Here is a 16,735-nt window from a genome sequence, read left to right as displayed (position 1 = left end):
ACTGTATATTGGCGCGGTCGTCATCGGGTGCGTGGATGGCGACACGAGTCGTGGAACTCGACCGCAATTGTCGAAGCTACAGCCCTTCGCTCGTCGTAGTCGTGAAGCACCCTTCAACTCAGGAGAACGACGATGCGATTCATCATCACAGCACAGGCAAGCGCAGACAATGACGGCCCGGATGCCGGCGGCGGCTTGGACGAAGCCCTTCTCACGGCGTACATGCGATTTAACGAAGAGATGTACAACGCCGGCGTTCTCGTCGCATCCGAAGGATTGAACCCAGCGGCGCCGGGCGCGCGAATCGCGGTTAGAAAGGGGAAACGCTACGTCGTCGATGGTCCGTTCGCCGAGTCCAAGGAACTGGTCGGCGGCTTTTACATCATCGAAGTTGGATCGCTCGACGAGGCGATTTCCTGGGCATTACGCGCACCATCCGGCCTTGGCACCGACGATGTACTCGAGGTGCGCCAACTCACCGGAGCGGGCGACCTGCCGCCAGAAGTCCTGGACATCATCCGCGCAGCAGCGCCAACCTGGAGTGCGTCGGTATGGCAGGCGCGGACGTGAAGGCTACATACGGTGCCCTCGGAGTCGTCAGCCAGTGGGGGGCTAGAGTCGATCTGTGCGCGCTGCAAGCCCGGATACACCGCATGTGTTAGCGAGGACGGGGCCGTTATTCAGCTGGATGTCGAGCCTATTCAAGCGATGTCGGCACGACCGGTCAGCTCGGGCCCACTGATCACATCCTCTCAAAGACGACAGCGCAGCCAGAGGGTGGGTGTCCGGCGATTTTCCTCGGTTGGCCACCTTCGCGCGCCTAAGGATGAATGGTTTCGCCGCGACTGAGCATGCCGACGAATGCCTCGATCTTGCGCGCCCGCGTTTCGGGCTTTTTGGCGTTCTGTATTCGAAAGAGGATGGCGTAGCGGTTTCGGCCGTTCAAGGTTGCAAAGAACGCACTGGCTCTGGGATCGGCATCTAGTGCGGCCTGCAGATCGCTCGGCACCGCCGAATTGCTAGCGGACGTATAGGCCGCATCCCAGCGGCCATCCTCTTTGGCTTTTTCGATTTCTCGCATGCCGGATGGACGCATTCTGCCCGCCGCGATCAGCGCTTCTGCGCGCTCCTTGTTGAGCTTGGACCAGATGCTTTTTGCCGAGCGTCGAGTGAAGCGTTGCAACCAGTACGCTTCGCTTTCAGCCTGCTTTTGGCCATCGATCCAGCCGTGACACAGGGCACTTTCCAGCGCCTGTTCGTAAGTCAACGTGAGCTGCCCGGCGCCCCTTTTGGCGAGACGAAGCCATATACCAGCCGACGTCTCGCCATTTTGCGTCAGCCAGTTTTCCCGTTCGTTCTGGTCGAGGAACGTTAGTCGAGGCTCAGTCACACAAGATCCGATTGGTTGGATAGAGGCAGCAGGGTTTTGGGTTCAATCAGACCTCACAGACTACCGATTTGTGCAGATTTTGGAATTCCCGAATTTCGTGGTGCGAGTCTAGTTATGCCGTCTCTCGCCGAAGTCTATCGTCGCCTTCGGTTTCGGTTTCGGCGCAGCCGTATGGATCGGTCGCGGCAGCTCGCAAGCCGCGAGACCACAGCAGCAGCCGGCGCACGACAAACTTCTGTGCCCGGCAACGTTGTGCGACCGCTAGTGCGAGAACCCCGACGCGGTTTCGCTCAGGCTCTTGCCTTTGGTTTCAGGGGCAAGCCATTGGGATATGCCGGCACCGACAGCCGCGATACCGGCTGCGATCAGGATCGTCACCGAGGACCCGAGATTGGCTATCGACCAGGGCATCAAGAACGTGCCGAGCCCAGCTCCGATCCTGCTGAAGGCGGCGGCAAAGCCCGTCCCGATCCCCCGGATTTCGGTCGGAAATACCTCACCGGGGTAGATGCAAGTGAGCGTACCGCAGCCCGCGTTGAAAAACGAGAACGCGAGGAACAGGGCCAGCACGACCACGCCGGGCGCACTCGTCCATATCCCGAGAACCGCGAGGATCGCGGTGATGATCCACTGGGGCGGTACGGTCAGGACGCGGCGGCCCATCTTATCGATCATCAGAACCGTGGCCACACTGCCGGCCAACGCAACCGCCGACAGCCCGACTCCGCCGGCGAGCCCCCCGGCCAGGCCGAACTTCTGCAGTACCGCGTCGGCGAAGGTGGCAATCGCGAAGTACGGCGTAACGACGCAAAAAAAGAACAGCGACACAAACAATGTGGCGCGCCAATACTGACGGGAGAACAGCATCCCGAAGCCTGCACCCGAGTGCGCGATTTCGTGCTCGACATCGGCCATGTCGGCGGCGCTTTTCATATATCGACGAGCGACGGAACGTGCCTGCTCGAGACGTCGCTTACTCCACAGCCAGCGCGGCGATTCGGGCATGCCGATCCGCCCGAGGAACAAGGCAATCGCAATGTATGTGCTGGTGCCGAGGATGTTCCGCCACCCAAGATGGGTATAGCGATCCAACAAATAGCCTACGACGAAAGCGAACATGAAACCGGCGTACCAGGCGATGAGCGTCAGGCCCATCAGCCTCCCTCGGATTCGAGACGGGGAAAATTCCGACAGCAGCGGCCAACCGACGGAATATTCGGCACCGATCGCGATACCCATCAGCAATCGCACCAAGAGCAGTTGCAGCGGCGCCGTGATGAAGAAATGCATGGAGCCGACAAAGAACTGCATGAGCGAGGCGACGACGAACAAGCCCATATCGAGCAGGAACAGTGGCTTGCGGCCGAATTTATCGCCAGCCCATCCGCCCAGCGGCGAACCGAGAAGAATTCCGAACAACGCGCCGGCGGCAATCAGCCCCTCCCAGACCGGCGATATGGCGAGCTCGGCCGTCATCTTGCCGGACACGGGGCCGACGATGCCGAGGATGTAGCCATCCAGAAACGTACCGCCCGTCAGAACGAGGATCATCCTGATCATGAAGCGTCGTTTGAACGCCGAGGACGTCTCACCCCCGAGCGCTTCAGCGGAAACTGCCACGCCCTTTCCTAATGAAGTCATACCTATCTCCTTTTTTACGGCACGTGTGCCAGATAAAAAACGAATCGATCAAACGTGCGCCGACTCGGCGCTAGCGCCAGTCGTTTTGGGGAATGCGATCGCGCCGCATTCGCAGCCACGGCGCCTATCGACCGCGCGGTGCTGCGTCGAGTCTATGGACGCAATGCGCATCGAGCTTTCACGCTTACGCCTGGAAATCGGTCGTAAACGACACTTGGCGCGTACGTTCAATCGCCTGTCGGAAGGAGACAAGAGCGAGCCCAAGCTCGGGAGCGCGCCCTTCTTTGGGGAATCCTCTAACCTGCGGGAATAAGAAGTTTGAACCGTTCTTCGACTGATCGCGCGACAGCTTTCAAGCCTGTGCGATAGCTTGGCGTTATTCGTAAGCAGTTAACTAAGGCAGCGCCCGGAAGTTCGTCGACACGGTCGATGCGGCCTCGTTGCGAACACGGCGAATGCTCGTCTAAGCTGTCACGGAGCGACGCTTGCCGGTCGTCCGCGCTAGCGCTCAGTTAACCAAAGCTCGAGATTTTCCGATAGAACGACAGCGGCATCGTTGTAGGACATCTTGGTCACGACAACCGCCTCGGCCGTGGAATTCGTTGAACAGGATACGCATGTCGCATGCGCATCGATAGCGGGGACAGGACCCGGATGTCCTTATGGCCGCGCTTATGTGACTCGCTAAGCGCCGCGCGGCCGCTCATGGAGACTTTGCGAGCCGGCTAGCGTGGCCTAGCCGTAGCCCCCGCGGCCTTTATCCCATCAGTTCAGCGCTCTTTCCTCCGAGCGCAGCGTCAACACGCGCACGCCGTCACGTGTCACGGCGACGGTGTGCTCGAATTGCGCGGACAATTGCCCGTCGCGCGTGACGACGCTCCATCCATCGTCTTCGGTTCTCACGGCATGGCGTCCCTGGTTGATCATCGGCTCGATGGTGAACACCATGCCTTCCTGCAGCACCAGGCCCGTTCGAGGTCGGCCCCAATGCAACACTTGCGGCGGTTCATGCATTTCACGTCCAATGCCATGCCCGCAATATTCCCTTACCACCGAATAGCCGTTTTCACGAGCATGCCGCTCGATGGCGTAGCCCACATCGCCGAGCCGCGCACCTGGACGAACGGCCTTGATGCCTTGCCACATCGCTTCGTAGGTCACTTGCACGAGCCGCTCGGCCTGCGGCGATACGGTGCCGACGAGATACGTCTTGCTCGAATCGGCAATGTACCCATTCTTCTCCAACGTGATATCGAAATTGACGATATCGCCGCTTTGCAATATCTCGGTAGCGGACGGAACGCCGTGGCAGACCACGTGATTGCGAGAAGAGTTGAGCGCGTAGGCGAACCCGTATTGCCCTTTGCTGGCCGGACGCGCGTTGAGTTCGTTGACGATGAAGCTATCGACTAGGTCGTTCACCTGCATGGTCGACATGCCGATCAAATCGAGCCGATCCAAGTAAGCGAATACATCGGCCAGCAACTTGCCGGACTGAGCCAGCAGCGCGATCTCTTCCGGTCGTTTCGTCATGGCGACGGCGCCATGATGGCTTTCTCGACGACGCCCGCAGCGCGCAGTTCGCGCGAGACGATCTCGTTGAAACTGCGTGTCGGATTCATTTCGCACAACATGCCGATCTTGATCCAGAAGGCCGCTTGCGCGTTGATCGACCGGCACGAGACCCCGCTTGCCCTACGGATTTGATCGTGCAAGTCGTCGTCGATGTTGACGATGCCCATGGCGCCCTCGTATATGAAACGTATATGGATCATATGTGATAATGGGGCTATGTGGCAAGAGGGGCGCATGAGGGCCGCTGGCCTGGCAGCGAGATCCTCGGCGCTCGCGGTAAGCTAGGCCGCTGACAACTTCGCTAGCCGCGCGGCGCTTGATGCATCCAAGAAGCCGCTTAATGACATGAACACGCCCCATCTGTAAAAACACAAAAACATGCGCAACGTTTCTCCCACCGTTTTCGTTCATGGGTTCATCGGCACGCTCGACGTCGTCGGCTACGAGTTGCCACACGCCGCGCCTGATCTGTTGGGTTACGGCGAGCATCAGGGCGTTCCGTTCGATGCAATCTCCCTACCGGGCCAAGTCGAGCATCTGCGGGCGTATGTGGATACCCATTTCGGAGGCGGACCGGTCGATGTCGTGGGCCATTCCGTTGGCGGCGCAATCGCGATGCTGTTCGCACGGACTTATCCCGAATACGTTTGCAGGATCGTCAATGTCGAAGGGAATTTCACGTTGGACGATGCGTTTTGGTCCGCCTCGGTAGGACGCATGAGCCAGGCCGAGGCCGACGCGATGCTGGCGGGTTTCCGTGCCGACCCGCTAGCTTGGATCACCGGTTCGGTTACGAAACCGGCGCCGCATCTCGGCCAGATCGCCGCCCGGTGGCTTGCTCATCAGCCGGCGTCCACGCTCCGTGCGATGGGCCGGTCAGTCGTTGCGACTACGGGAAACGATGGCTATCTAAGGTTGCTCGAAGAGGTTTTCGATCGGCATCCGGTGTACCTGCTTGCCGGGGAGCATTCCCGCAAAGGGTGGTGTGTGCCGGACTGGGCTTTAAAAAAATGCGCTGGGGACCACACGATTGCGAATAGCGGGCATTTGATGATGCTCGACGACGAGGTCGAATTTTCAGCAGCAATCAAGCGATTCTTGGCTTAGCGGGGACTTTGATGGCGTCCCTACGTCGCGCGAGCCGCTTCACTGCTTGGCGAGAGCGGTCTCGATGGCGTCTTCGAATACGCCGGCTGCCTGGGCTCCGACGATCAAGCGGCCTTGCCCCCCTTGACCTACCTGCTCACGACGAACGACGGCGTTCCGGAAATGCCGAGCGACTAGGTAAGACGCTATCGGAGGGCGCACTGAGCGCGCTTGCGAAGGTGGCCGCCATACTGCCGACTGAACTGCGCCGCGAACTGGAAGAATCGTCGCGATTAGTTGGCACGCCGTTGAAACAGCTTGCCCCCAAAGGCTCGTCAGACCTTCTGCGTGCCGCGGTGCGGGCAGAGCGCAAGCTCGAGATTATCTATCTGGACGGCAAGTGCCAATGGAACCGAACGCCTTGGCAGCCGCTTATCGAGCCGGTATCGACGGATCCTCTTGCGCGAGCCGAGTCAAGACGTCAGCGAGTGTGCGAATCTTGGTTTGCGCGGCGCGCGGCGAGGGGAATACGAGGAAATAGCCCAGACCGTTTTGGGCAATCTCATTGAACGGCATGATGAGTGCCCCTGTCTCGAGGCGCTCCTTCGCCATCCGAGGGTCGCCAATCGCAACGCCATGTCCCTGCGCGGCAGCGGTGAGCGTTAATTCGAGGGTATCGAAGACGAGTCCGCCTTCGGGGTCGATCTGGGACGCACCAACATGGTCAAGCCAGCATCGCCACGCTGCACGGCTGTGTTCCGGATGGAGCAATGTGACCCGATCCAAGTCCGCTAAGGATCGCAGCGACGCGGCCAGTTCCCTCGTGCACATCGGCGTCAGTCGCTCTTGAAACAATGGGATCGCGTCCATACCCGCCCAGTGTCCGGCACCGCGGACAACGACGGCGTCCACATCGGGTGTAGTGAAATCCGGTGCATCGTCTGCCGATGTATAGATGCGCAACTCCGTCTTTGGCAACGCGAGATTGATCACTGATAGCCGCGGCAGCAACCAGCGAATCGCAAACGTGGACGGTAGTCGCAGCGTGAGAACAGAAGCAGATTGGGCGAGGACGTCCGCATGTCGAACCAGTTGTGTGAGCAACCCTACGGCCACCTTCAACAGAGCATGTCCTTCTGCTGTCAGCGTCAGCCCCGACGCATGGCGCACGAATAGGGCACATCGATAATGCGCTTCCAGTTGCTGGACCTGACGGCTCACTGCGCCTTGCGTTCGACATAGATGGTCGGCGGCCTTGCTGATGCTGCCCAGCTCGGCCGCGGCGACGAACGCCTGGTACGCGGATAGTGGCGGCAAAGCGCGCGTGAGGTCGGCCAAAGGGTATGCACGGTCTGCATACCCGGGTTGCGAATTATTGGGTTGTTTGATCATCGCTGCGTCTCTATCGTAGCTGCGTGGGATGCGCGCGCGCTCGTGCGGGCGGACCTGTCAACAAACCTTCGGAGAATGATTGTGGACTCATCAACGGAAGCGCTTTTCACGCGGCAGATTCGAACGTATCTGCACGAACTCGAGCGAGGCGATGTGGCCGCAATCTGCGCCTTGTTCGCCGCGGACGCGCAGATATTTTCGCCTTTCCTCGGCTGGATGCAACCCGAGCCCTTCTTTGCAAAGGTTAATGCGGCATCGGGAAACAGCCGGATCACGCTCATCGATGTTTGCGTCAGCGCGACGGGGGCGCGACGCGCGACCGGTTATTTCGTTTACGACTGGGGGCTGAGAGACGGGTCCGCGGTGAAATTTGAATGTGTTGATGTATTCGAGTTCGATGAAAGCGGCCGTATCGAGCGGATGGTCATCGTTTATGACACGTATCCGATTCGGAGCACGGTGGGCGATAAATATGCGTAGCAGTGCGGGCGTTGTGTGTCGGAAGACACTGCCGCCGAACCTACTCGTGGGCGCCCGCTCGCTATCGAAATCTCACGGCATCGCCTGAATGAAGGTGAGCATAGCGATGCGGCGAGCAGCTTCGCCGACCGAGCTAGCAGAGGCATCACGCTCGAGATAGCGGCCGCCCGGTTATGCTCCAACGATCAAACCTTTCTCAGCTCAGCGGGCCGCCGGCGGGAAAGCGTGTTCCACTGCGCTTAAAGCAATAGCCATCGAGTGCTACGACCACTTGCGCGTCTAATGTGTGCTCGTGAACGTGATGCGAAATCCCGAATAAGTTCGCCCAAGGGCGGAGCGCATCGCCCATACGCTTGCGGGGATACCCCAGATCACTCCGATTATTGCGCCCATCGCCGGGTGCCGCGCCCCGCCGAGCAAGCCTTCCACGAATCCAACGAGAAGGCCGACAACGAATGCGCCCAAAAATCCCGCGAGCAGCGCTCGCCAAGTAAAAGCCCACCAAACCCGGATTGCGGCAGCCCACGTCCAATTGCCTTGCATCACGGTACCCCTTGTCGTTTATACGTTGATTAACGGCCGATTCGGGTATGGCTTTAGGCGATATCGTCCAACTGCCCGTTACGCGATTGCAGACAAAACCATGCGCCCGCAGAATGACCGAGGCGTGGCATAGCGCGGCAGGTAATGTGGGCGATGTCTTTTTTGCGACGCCCTATAGGCCACGGGCCCGATGTAGTGCGGGCTGTATGGTGCGCGGGTATGTCCGCAAGCATGTGCTTTCCTCCATACTCGATTCGGGTTCTGGCGGCCATCCGACGCCGCTCGCTTCGGCAATGTGGTTTCGCTCGATGCCGGCGAACCCGGCCGCGCGAGGAACGCTTAGGCCGGCTCATCGTTCGGAATAAGGTAGAGCGTCGCGAGCGATCGCGTTTGCGCTAGCCCAATGAAAGCGTCGACAAGGGCGCGTGCCGAGGCCGGATGCGCGCCGCCGCGGGTGAATCGTCTCGGCAACCCGACCAACAATGGTGCGGTTCCTTGCACTAGACCAAGGAATCAGCGCGACTGCAGCTTGAATCCTTCGCCGCCGATACCCGCCCGGTCCACCGCCGAAATGCGGTTGCGGCCCTGGTCCTTGGACTGATAGAGCTGCGCATCCGTGAGATTGATGAACGCCATGACGTCGATGCCATCGTTCGGCACAACGGTGCCCACTCCGAAACTCGCCGTGACTCGCTGACTGTGGGGCGAACGCAGATGCGCGATGGCTTCATCCGCGATCAGCATGCGGCAACGCTCCGCTACGCGCACGGCTTCATCGGCGTCGGTATCCGCGAGCACGAGCACGAATTCCTCGCCGCCAAACCGGCCTAGGAACGCGTTCGGGCCGGCGGCCTCGCCGAGCACGCGCGCAATGCGCTTCAGACATTCATCGCCCTGCAGGTGACCGTAATAATCGTTGTATGACTTGAAGAAATCGATGTCGACCATCACAAGCGAGAGCGGCTTGCCCGATGCCGCCGCGCTCGCCCATTCACGCGCGATGACAGTGTCGAACATGCGACGGTTGCCCACGCCCGTCAAGCTGTCGGACAACGACAGGCGTTCGAGCTCGCGCTGAAGCTGTGCGAGTTGTTCCTCCGTGCGCTTGCGCTCGCTGATGTCGAACATGAAACCGATCAGCGAGTCGACATCGCCGTTCTCTTTGCGCACGACGTGCACAACGTCGCGAATCCACACGTAGCCGCCGTCGGCAGTCAATGCGCGATAGTCCGCTTCGTGATCGGTGCCCGCCTGCGACTGAGCGACGCAGAAGTTCACCACGGACTCGCGGTCGTCCGGATGCATGCGCGCCACCCAGTCGTCGACCGTTTTCCAGGTGGACGGCGCGTAGCCGAGCAGCGTTTCGATCTGCGGGCCGATATAGACGAACTGCATCGTCGCCCAGTCGATCTTCCACGGGATCGCCCGGGTGGATTCGAGCAGCGTGCGGTAGACGGTGGGATCGTCGTCACCGAGCTGGCGCCCGGGCGGGGCGAGGCTGTCCTGGTGACGCAGGAAAGCGGCCTGAAGGGCGCTGCCAGGCAGTTCTTTGTCTTCGTGGCTCATCGTGATCGTCCAATAACGGTTATGTGCGTTATCGGCAGATAGCAGTAGCGCCTTGAATGTGGAAGGTCCAAGATCAAGCCTTGTCCCGGTCCAGCGAATGATGTCTCGCGGTCAACCCACTCGACGATTCCCCCGCAAGGCAGTAGCCGATCGATTCGCACACCCGATGTGTATGACCGGCGACATAAGCGCGTTCGACATCTGTGCGTTGGCGGTATCGAAGCAAAAATGTCCACCGATGGTTCGGGTCGCATCGGGACCTGCTCCGAACCTGCGCCGGCCACGATCGGCGCGCAGTGATGCTGTTTTCAGTAGTTTGTCAAAAATTACTGAAAACAGCAAAATTTCAGTAGAATTTTGAAAACTACTGAAACGCGAGATGGCGGTGCCGACTCTATTCCATTCCCACCTCTATGAGCAGCACGACCAAGCATACTGCTCCCAGTTCGCCAACATCGAGCAGGCTGCCGCGTCGCAAGGCGAGGTGCTGATCGGCGCCCCCGGATCAATCATCGAGCACAAGCGGGCAGGGGCCATCTACTACGCACGTCAATATATGGGGCCGGATGGAACTAAATTGGAAGAGAATCTCGGCGGCCCTAGCGGAGACGAAGCGGTCGAGGCTCGGGTCGAACGGGTTCGAGAGAGGATAGAGTCGACCAAGAGCCTTATCACGCGCATCCGAGCGTTAGCGAAACTTGGTTTTCAATTAGCAGACAACAAGACTTTCGCGACGATGGGTGTCCTTTCCAACCACGGACTATTCCAGGCTGGCGCAGTGCTGATTGGGTCTCACGCCTACGCGGTGTTACTCAATAGCCTCGGCATCAAAGCCGTGTCATACGAAACAGAGGACATCGACATCGCGCGGGGCCACTTCCTGGCTCTGAGCAATGTTCCGAAAGGCGGGCTCCTTGAGATCTTGAAGGAGACGGGAATCAACTTTGTCGAAGTTCCGCCGATGGCGAGAGGTATGCCGTCGACATCGTTCAAGCGAGCGGGCGCGACTCGTTTTCACGTCTATTTGCTCGTACCGTCCAGCGACGATAGCTTCCCGGTTATCGCTGTGCCTGAATTGAACGCGCATGCTACAGGTTTGCCGTACCTGGCTTATCTGCTTGGCGAGTCGCAGATGGCTACCTTGATTTCTAGGCACGGCGCAGTGTCCGTTCGTTTGCCGACGCCGGGAAGGTTCGCCATCCATAAGCTGTTGGTCTCAAGGCTGCGAACGAACATGTTGATTAAATCGCAAAAGGACGTGCATCAAGCCTGTGTATTGCTCGCGGCGATGGGTGAGCATCGATCGGGAGATATTGAGGACGCGTGCGCCGCTTTGCCGAAATCGTCGCGTCAAGTCGTCCGCCGTGTGCTGCCGGAGGTGCGCAAGCTCATGGGACAACGACACGAAGGGGCGTTGAGCGAACTCGAAGCGAGTCTCGCATGACGGGGCTGGCGTTCGATTCGTTTCGGTTTGGCGTAGCCGGTTCCGTGTGTCATGACGGACTTTTCGGATGAGCACGCCTTGACCCGAGCGCCTTTGATTCAACGATTTACGAGCCGTCCCTTAGACGGAGGCGATTGTCGAGTTGGCATCGGCTCATCTCGGCCATGAGCTGCCGTTCAAATGCGGCGTCTTTCGGACATTCAAGCGTCACCAACAACCCGAAACCCGCCATCCGATCGCGAATGATTAACGCTCCGGAGTCGGCCATCGCGGGCGCTCCCGGTGTTGGTGCGGCTCGAAGGCACATGCGACGATCGCGCGATCACCCTAGCGGTCTTCGCAGAGACGCGCGACGTGCGCAGATCTCGAACCGCTGGAGGCGACGATGCTGCGTCAGTCTGCGCACTGAATCAAATCCGCGGAGATGGGCGATAACACAACCGAACCGGAAAAGCGCGATGATGACGCGCTCCCAGCGATCCTCGATGCCCCCTTGGGCGACGACAAGATCCGAGGTCCAGCATAAAGTCCGCTCCTTTCAGGGTGCGGGCTTTATGTCGCGACCTTAACCCGCGCGGACGGCCGTGAGAAAATCTGGCCGCATTCTTTTTTCGATTATTTCAAGCAAAAGCACATGGCTGCGAACAAGTTCAAACTGTCTCTGCTTCAAGCCGTTAGCGACTGGCAACGCAGTTCCACGGAGAAGCGGGCTGCAGTGCTCAAGGAGCAATGCGCATCGCTTCCGGCGAAATACCGGACAAGCGTGAAACGCTGCTACCGTCAGGTCGGCCTGACGAAGGGCTTCGTATGGGACCTGATCGCCGACGACTGCCTTAGAGAAAAGGTGTCATCGTGGACGCTGAGCTATCCTGTTGCCATGACCTTTAAAAATGGGGTGCCGCCTCAGGGAAGTGACTACCAAGGCGTGATTGTGGCGATCGAGCGGCCCGCATCGGCGCAGATCATCGTCAACATCAACCGTCTGTACACAGATCTTGATTTTCTGGCTGCCATGGAAGCGAACAAGGCGTCGATCACCGGCTACGCGGAAGGCGCGGGTCGCTATAAAGGCAGTCAGCAGGAAATCGTGATCGAGATGGACACGGTCAGCAAAAGTCAGATTCGCTCACTCGGCGGGCATTCAAGTGACCTCGACGAATTGACGACACTCGCCCACATGAGCATCTATTCCCAATTCGGTCGCCTCGCGACGCCGCAGGAGCTCGCGCACCTCAGGTCGCTCGTTGGTCCGAGCTGGCTTTCTCAGGCAGCCACCACTCGCGTTCTGGATCGCACGGAAGTCCACACCGAGATTCTACGGGAAGTAAAGCGGCTACAGGCAGGGGCCGGAACAGCGGTCTGAATGAAGACGTCTTCAGTGGTGGCCATGACCCGCAAACAAAAATACGGTACGTCGCGCGCGCCGGCGTAAAGAGAGAATGCGATGAAAGTCTTCAGTTCCAGGACCAACGGCCAGTGGCTAGCACTGTTGCTACCACCTGCTCCTGCCGCCGCAGGGGCTCCCGCAGCGCCCGCGCTGGAAGACCCAGCTGTCTCCGAAGCGAAGCGCGCCCTCTCGGACGTACTCCGCTGCACCAATTTTGTGGTGCTTTCCGGCCTGGGTACATCCCTGTGCGTACAACCAGCCGTCCAGGGAGGAGCCAAAGCGCCGACCATGCGAGACCTCTGGCAACAGGCGGAAGCAGCCCAGAACACTCCGGTGCCACCGGGTGCGGCACAGAAACCCACATTTCAAGGGATTTTGCAGCTAGTTGGGCACCCGCAGGACAAAACTGACATCGAAGCTCTGCTGTCAAGGTGTCGGCTGGCCGAGTCCTTCCTTGGTGGGGCACAGAAAACCGACCGTTGAGAACTTTATCGCCACAGCGGAGGGTGTCATCGTCCGGGCAACGAATTTTCTCTCGGATAACCACCCACTCCCCGTTCATACCGAGTTCCTTCGGCGCGCCGCCCGACGTTCACAGCGCAAATCCCGAACGAAGGTGTTCACCACCAACTACGACCGCTGCTACGAAGAGGCGGGGCGCCAAGGTCGCTACGTCGTGGTAGATGGTTTCTCCCATACGGTCCCACCCACGTTCGACGCCATTCATTTCACGTACGAAACCGTGCGCCGTGTGAACGACACGGAGGCGTTGGAGCCAATCCCCAACGCATTCCACTTGTACAAGCTCCATGGGTCACTCGACTGGCAACGACAGGATTCTGGCGAAATCACCAAATGGACGCAAGGCGGAAAGCCTGTACTGATTTACCCGCGCAATTCAAAATACGAGTTGGCGTTCGAACAGCCTTACCTGGAGATGATCAGTGCGTTCCAGTCCGCCATGCGCGAGCCCGACACAGGTCTCCTGGTGGTCGGTTTCGGATTCAACGATAACCACCTAGCTGAACCTATCATGTCGGCGATCCGCTCGAACCTGTCGCTGAAAGTGGTCGTTGTGAGCCCCGGACTTGCTCCGTGGGATAACGGTCAGGGACAACAAGGGCCCGGAGAATGCGTTACGAACAGATACCTCGCTAGAGTGCGAGACTTGGCCAATGCTGGCGACGCTCGCATCAGCCTGCTTAACTGCGGCTTCGAGCAGATGGTTCCGCTTGTACCCGACCTTGCCGCGGAGACGGACCTGGAGCGGCATGTGGCAAGACTGCGCAGCGTTGGTGCAGCATGAGTGGCCTTGTTGTCTCCCCCTTCGACGGTCAGCGCTACATCGGGTCCGTCTGTTCGGTTCGGCCTGCTACGGTCGAGGTAAACTTGCCCCTCGCATCTTTTCCGAACAGCACGCACGTCGCTGGATATCTGCTGCAGCGCGGTCAGGTTGGTGAATTCGTCGTAATCGAAGGTGAAGAGCATGCGGTGCTTGGACGGCTGATTGAAACTCGGCTCCCAGAGCGAGAGCGTTTGGCGATCGAACCGACACACGAAGGCGACGGCCGTCCAAATCCGGTAGGAGTTGTCCAGCTTCTAACCGCAATCGACCTAACCAATGGCCTCGCCCTTCGGGGTGTACCGCTTGCGCCGCGAATAGGTCAGCACGTATTCTCCGCTCATCCGCTTGTCATTAAACAAGTCGTCGAATCGGGCCGGACGCCGGAAGACCGAAGAATCCGGCTCGCCAGCTTTCCACACGCGCGCGATACGATGGTTTCGCTTTCACCGAGTCATCTGCTTGGAAGGCATTGTGCCATCCTTGGCGCAACGGGCGGTGGCAAGAGCTGGACGTTAGCCCTTCTTGTTGAAGAGGTTGTTCGACTGCGCGGCAAAGCGATTCTCTTTGACGCCACCGGCGAGTTCCATACTCAGGACGCACCAGGGGTGACTCACGCCTATCTTGGTGGGCGACGAACCATCGCAGCAGACCCACGACGCTTCCTGAGCTTCCCATACTGGCAGCTCACCGAGTCAGACCTCTTTGTTCTTCTTCGCCCAAGCCCTGGCGTGCAGGCTCCGAAGCTCAAGGAAGCGCTCCGCAGCCTGAAAGTCGCCCATCTGGTTCCCGTGTTAGCGCAGGACGGCCGAATTCGGAAATCCGGGCAGCCGAGGCAACCCTTCGAAGCCGCGTGCGTTCAGCATGCACCCGCATTAAATCGCCCCGGCACTTACTTCGACATTAGCCTGCTATCGGACCAGATATGGGAGGAATGCGTCTATCCCAATGGTTTTGGCAACTCTGCAGGCAACTGGGGCGCGGCTACGCCAAACGAACAGTCCGCTTGCGTAACCTTGCTCTCGCGAATCGAAAGCGAACTCGCGTCTCCCAACCTTGAGTGCCTGTTTGCCCCAGCCGGCCTCGAATCACTTCCGGACGTCGTCAATGAGTTTCTAGCTGACGTGAACCAGCGGGTTCTTCGCATCAGCCTCGAATTTCTGTCCTTCGAACACAATGCACGTGAAGTCGTCGCGAACGCAGTCGGACGCTACTTGTTAGCCCTTGCTCGCGAAGGACGCTTCCTGCAAATGCCGACAGTATTGATGCTCGACGAAGCCCATCAATTTCTCGACAAATCCGTCGGCGACGAATTTTCCCGAACCGACCTGGACGCATTCGGGTTGATTGCGAAAGAGGGACGCAAGTATTCGTTAACTTGCGTGCTCTCGACGCAACGGCCGCGAGATATTCCGGAGGACGTGCTAAGTCAGATGGGTATGTTTATCGTCCACCGACTCATCAACGAGCGGGATCGCACGGTTGTGGAAAAGGCATGCGGTGATTTGGACGCTTCCGCAGCCTCATTCCTGCCGACACTGGGTCAGGGCGAAGCGATGGTGGTCGGGGTTAGCTCACCGATGCCACTCCCCGTCTCAATTTGCAGGCCACGTCGACCGCCTTCGTCGCAATCCGCAAACTATGAAGCTCTGTGGGGCTGACGGCCCAGAATGCCAGCGGCATTTGCCGTTACGCAATGTAATGCTTGGGCCTGCCGGCGCGCAAGATGCGAACTCGGCCGGCCTCCTCACGCCGCTGACCTCTCCAGAATAACTTGGCGTTCAGCCCGCTTATCGGGAGGGCTAGCCGTACCGTTTTTCGAGTGCCGTCCACACTCCCAGCCAGCCAACTCCCCGAGTCGTCCGAGCCAATCGCCGATTGGCAATTGTGAATCTCACGGCAGATCGGCGTCTAAACGTCGGCTTTTGCGGAGAGGCCGCTGATCGCCATCGTTGCGCGGACGGCCGTTGTATCTTGAAAGCCATCGTTTCAGGTATGGGGAACCGAAGGGCAGTTATAGGTCGAACTGCGACCATCCGACGCGGCGCACACTCAATCTCCATTCGCTCGAAAGGAGATTGTCATGGAATCCGAGAATGTCGTGGTTGGCCACCGCGTGCCGTGGAACAAGGGCAAGCTCACCGGGCAGAAGCCGCCGTTAAAGCTTCGGGAAATCTGGGCGATCCGGACGAGACTTCAGATGGCGTCGAACGTTCGTGAGCTCGCGATGTTCAATCTCGCAATCGATAGCAAGCTGCGGGCGTGCGACCTCACGCGGTTACGGGTCCAGGATGTCCGTCACGGAAGCCAAGTGGCGTCGAGAGCGACAGTCATGCAGCACAAGACCCAGCGGCCAGTGCAATTTGAGATCACGGAACAGACCCGTGAGAGCCTCGAAGCGTGGATCGAAGCTCGGGGACTGAAGGCGGCGGATTTTCTGTTCCCGAGTCGGATTCATACGTCACCGCACCTGTCGACGCGGCAATATGCCCGGCTGGTACACCGCTGGGTCGCATCGATTGGCCTCGACGATACCGCATACGGTACCCACACGATGCGCCGCACGAAAGCTTCGCTGATCTACCGGCGGACGAAGAACCTTCGCGCTGTGCAGTTGCTGCTCGGACACACAAAGCTGGAAAGCACGGTTTGCGACCTGGGAATCGAGGTCGACGATGCCCTTGAGATGGCGGAGCAGACCGAGGTTTGATGGCATGGCGGCCGGCGAGCGGTCGCTTGCCGGCGGCGGATTCACTCGACGCTAGTCATGTCGTGACGATCGGACGTCATTGACGCCTCGAAAGCGGTCGTCCACTCGATCTCTCAAGTTTCGCGTTCTACTGCCGTAGATACGGCGTGATGTGTCATCGCTCAAGATTCGAATGCCGT

14 protein-coding genes are annotated in these 16,735 nt (G+C 59.3%); 8 read left to right on the top strand and 6 right to left on the bottom strand.

The window, feature by feature from the left end; all coding sequences use genetic code 11:
- Positions 1-132 precede the first annotated feature (132 nt).
- Positions 133-570 carry a YciI family protein gene (locus MMB74_RS22600; RefSeq protein ID WP_277430891.1) on the top strand — a complete coding sequence of 146 codons (438 nt, stop codon included), beginning with the start codon at positions 133-135 and terminating at the stop codon, positions 568-570.
- Positions 571-820: 250 nt separating this feature from the next.
- On the opposite strand, the gene MMB74_RS22595 is transcribed toward MMB74_RS22600, so the two are convergent.
- The 4 genes from MMB74_RS22595 to MMB74_RS22580 all read right to left on the bottom strand — a co-directional run bounded on the left by MMB74_RS22595 (position 821) and on the right by MMB74_RS22580 (position 4,773).
- Complete coding sequence (locus tag MMB74_RS22595; RefSeq protein ID WP_277430890.1) at positions 821-1,390, bottom strand: YdeI/OmpD-associated family protein; 570 nt, start codon at positions 1,388-1,390, stop codon at positions 821-823.
- A gap of 261 nt (positions 1,391-1,651) precedes the next feature.
- Positions 1,652-2,941: an MFS transporter gene (locus MMB74_RS22590; RefSeq protein ID WP_277430889.1), complete on the bottom strand. Its 1,290-nt coding sequence runs from the start codon at positions 2,939-2,941 to the stop codon at positions 1,652-1,654.
- 855 nt (positions 2,942-3,796) lie between these two features.
- Entirely contained in the window at positions 3,797-4,564 is a 768-nt protein-coding gene (map, locus tag MMB74_RS22585; protein WP_277430888.1) for a type I methionyl aminopeptidase, read from the bottom strand.
- Positions 4,561-4,773: a ParD-like family protein gene (locus MMB74_RS22580; protein ID WP_277430887.1), complete on the bottom strand. Its 213-nt coding sequence runs from the start codon at positions 4,771-4,773 to the stop codon at positions 4,561-4,563. Before MMB74_RS22580 ends, map begins: the two co-directional genes overlap by 4 nt.
- A gap of 211 nt (positions 4,774-4,984) precedes the next feature.
- Here MMB74_RS22580 and MMB74_RS22575 point away from each other — a divergent pair, with 211 nt between their 5' ends.
- Positions 4,985-5,713 (top strand): alpha/beta hydrolase, encoded by a 729-nt coding sequence (locus MMB74_RS22575; protein ID WP_277430886.1) that lies wholly within the window; start codon positions 4,985-4,987, stop codon positions 5,711-5,713.
- 411 nt (positions 5,714-6,124) lie between these two features.
- Here the strand turns inward: MMB74_RS22575 and MMB74_RS22570 are convergent, their stop codons facing one another.
- Positions 6,125-7,084: a LysR substrate-binding domain-containing protein gene (locus tag MMB74_RS22570; protein ID WP_277430885.1), complete on the bottom strand. Its 960-nt coding sequence runs from the start codon at positions 7,082-7,084 to the stop codon at positions 6,125-6,127.
- Positions 7,085-7,165: 81 nt separating this feature from the next.
- Here MMB74_RS22570 and MMB74_RS22565 point away from each other — a divergent pair, with 81 nt between their 5' ends.
- The gene (locus MMB74_RS22565) at positions 7,166-7,564 is read left to right on the top strand and encodes a nuclear transport factor 2 family protein (RefSeq protein WP_277430910.1); all 399 of its coding nucleotides are present in this window, start codon (positions 7,166-7,168) and stop codon (positions 7,562-7,564) included.
- Positions 7,565-8,620: 1,056 nt separating this feature from the next.
- On the opposite strand, the gene MMB74_RS22560 is transcribed toward MMB74_RS22565, so the two are convergent.
- Positions 8,621-9,673 carry a sensor domain-containing diguanylate cyclase gene (locus tag MMB74_RS22560; RefSeq protein WP_277430884.1) on the bottom strand — a complete coding sequence of 351 codons (1,053 nt, stop codon included), beginning with the start codon at positions 9,671-9,673 and terminating at the stop codon, positions 8,621-8,623.
- Between the two features lie 379 nt (positions 9,674-10,052).
- Here MMB74_RS22560 and MMB74_RS22555 point away from each other — a divergent pair, with 379 nt between their 5' ends.
- The 5 genes from MMB74_RS22555 (at position 10,053) to MMB74_RS22535 (ending at position 16,556) form a co-directional block, all read left to right on the top strand.
- Complete coding sequence (locus MMB74_RS22555; protein WP_277430883.1) at positions 10,053-11,117, top strand: GSU2403 family nucleotidyltransferase fold protein; 1,065 nt, start codon at positions 10,053-10,055, stop codon at positions 11,115-11,117.
- Positions 11,118-11,751: 634 nt separating this feature from the next.
- Positions 11,752-12,480, top strand: a complete 729-nt coding sequence (locus MMB74_RS22550; RefSeq protein ID WP_277430882.1) for a hypothetical protein — start codon at positions 11,752-11,754, stop codon at positions 12,478-12,480.
- Positions 12,481-13,120: 640 nt separating this feature from the next.
- A complete protein-coding gene (locus MMB74_RS22545; protein ID WP_277430881.1) occupies positions 13,121-13,810 on the top strand; it encodes an SIR2 family protein in 690 nt (229 codons plus the stop codon).
- A gap of 83 nt (positions 13,811-13,893) precedes the next feature.
- Positions 13,894-15,507: an ATP-binding protein gene (locus MMB74_RS22540; RefSeq protein ID WP_277430880.1), complete on the top strand. Its 1,614-nt coding sequence runs from the start codon at positions 13,894-13,896 to the stop codon at positions 15,505-15,507.
- A 422-nt stretch (positions 15,508-15,929) separates the two neighbouring features.
- A complete protein-coding gene (locus MMB74_RS22535) occupies positions 15,930-16,556 on the top strand; it encodes a tyrosine-type recombinase/integrase (protein WP_277430879.1) in 627 nt (208 codons plus the stop codon).
- Positions 16,557-16,735 lie beyond the last annotated feature (179 nt).

Source organism: Trinickia sp. Y13 (assembly GCF_029522115.1).
Lineage (GTDB): Bacteria > Pseudomonadota > Gammaproteobacteria > Burkholderiales > Burkholderiaceae > Trinickia.
This window is presented reverse-complemented; position numbering and strand designations above follow the sequence as displayed.